General features: G+C 54.0%; 2 protein-coding genes. Both read left to right on the top strand.

Features of this window, described 5'->3' with window-relative positions; genetic code table 11:
* Window positions 1-2 precede the first annotated feature (2 nt).
* On the top strand, window positions 3-278 hold the full coding sequence (locus HQL56_12725; GenBank protein ID MBF0310383.1) for a DNA cytosine methyltransferase: 276 nt from the start codon (window positions 3-5) through the stop codon (window positions 276-278).
* A gap of 374 nt (window positions 279-652) precedes the next feature.
* Entirely contained in the window at window positions 653-1,036 is a 384-nt protein-coding gene (queF, locus tag HQL56_12720; protein ID MBF0310382.1) for an NADPH-dependent 7-cyano-7-deazaguanine reductase QueF, read from the top strand.
* Window positions 1,037-1,505: the final 469 nt, after the last annotated feature.

The raw sequence follows: 1,505 nt of genomic DNA, 5'->3' as shown, positions 1-1,505 counted from the left end.
CCATCACCTGTCTTGATCTCTTCTGCGGCGCTGGTGGATCGTCCGAGGGTGCCCGACAGGCTGGGTGTGAGATTGTCGGGGCTGTTGACGCCTGGGATATGGCCATCGCAACCTATCGTGACAACCACCTACAGGCTGGAACGGGGGACTATCCGGCAACGCATCCGGATGCTTGGCAATGGGGTTTGTCCACCGGTGATGCAGGCCATCGTGAAAGCCCTGGTATCCCCAAGGCCGAAAGGAACCCTGCCTTACTGATCACCCCATCACCGAACTAACGAGGAATCCTCGGTAGTTCAATTGGAGGGGGGGCGACGATCCGATTTCTATCCTCCATCACTCCATTGAATGCGTTTTGCTCCAGGGCCTCGTCGATCCGCGCCGGCGCCGACGCGAAAAGGGGGCATTTCGGGGCATTTCGCCGGTTTTCCCATCAATCCGCTGAATGAGATCCATCCCCGCCGGCAAGAGATGAATGGTTCCCCCCTCCATCCTCCTCAGCGATATTCCTCTTGACTCCCCCTCGTTCCCCCCTAAAATGGGGTCAGAAGGAACAAAATGGGGTAACTTTGGGGGTAACTATCGTGAGGACAGAAAATCTGTTCTGCGATTTCAAAGAGTTAAATGGGATATTTGGTAGCAGAGAGATGAGATGAATCGCAATCCTGTTCAGCCTGATGTGGAGTTGTTGGAGACGTTTGTCAATCCGTATCCGCAGCGTTCGTATGAGATTCTCATGGAGGCGCCGGAGTTTACCTGTGTGTGTCCGAAGACGGGGCAGCCGGATTTTGCCGTATTGCGGTTGAGTTATATTCCGGGGAAGAAGTGTTTGGAATTGAAGTCGTTCAAGATCTATTTGTGGAGTTATCGGCAGCATGGGGCGTTTCATGAGGCGGTGATCAACCGGATTTTGGAGGATTTGGTGGAGGTGGTGGAGCCGCGCAGTATGACGTTGGTGGGGGAGTTCAATGTGCGGGGTGGGATTCGAACGACGGTGACGGCGCGGCATCAGGATCGGGCCAATCCGCCGGGGTAGGAAGCGCGGGGGGGTAAACCCCCCGGAGCCTTGGGAATTTGTCTTTGCTTTTCAATATGTTATCTTTTAAATAGCAAAAAAAGGAAATGTTCTGTCCTTTGAATTGTTATTTTTTATCCTCTGTCCTCTGTTCTCTATCTTTTCAGGCTCGCCCAGCTCACGGCCATCCTTTTCGGCGTCCTTTTGCCGAAAAGGATGGCCAAAAAGCGAGCCAGCCATTGGTCCTGCCAGGGGCCGATCGTCCGTTTGATCGGCCCCTGGCAGGATCGAATTGCCCGCGAAAGGCGACCACCGTCCAGTCCCTGTTGAAACGAATCGGTGAAGATGATTCGTTTCAACAGGGACCATAAAATGCCCGCCAGGTCGCCGAACCTCCGGGAAAAGGCCCCCGGAGGTTCGACTCCCGTTTTTCTGGGCGGGGAAAAGGAAAAAGGAAAACGGAGGAAAAGAAAGGCAAGAGGAAAGAAAG

Source organism: Magnetococcales bacterium (assembly GCA_015231925.1).
In the GTDB taxonomy this organism is placed as follows: Bacteria; Pseudomonadota; Magnetococcia; order Magnetococcales; family JADGAQ01; genus JADGAQ01.
This window is presented reverse-complemented; position numbering and strand designations above follow the sequence as displayed.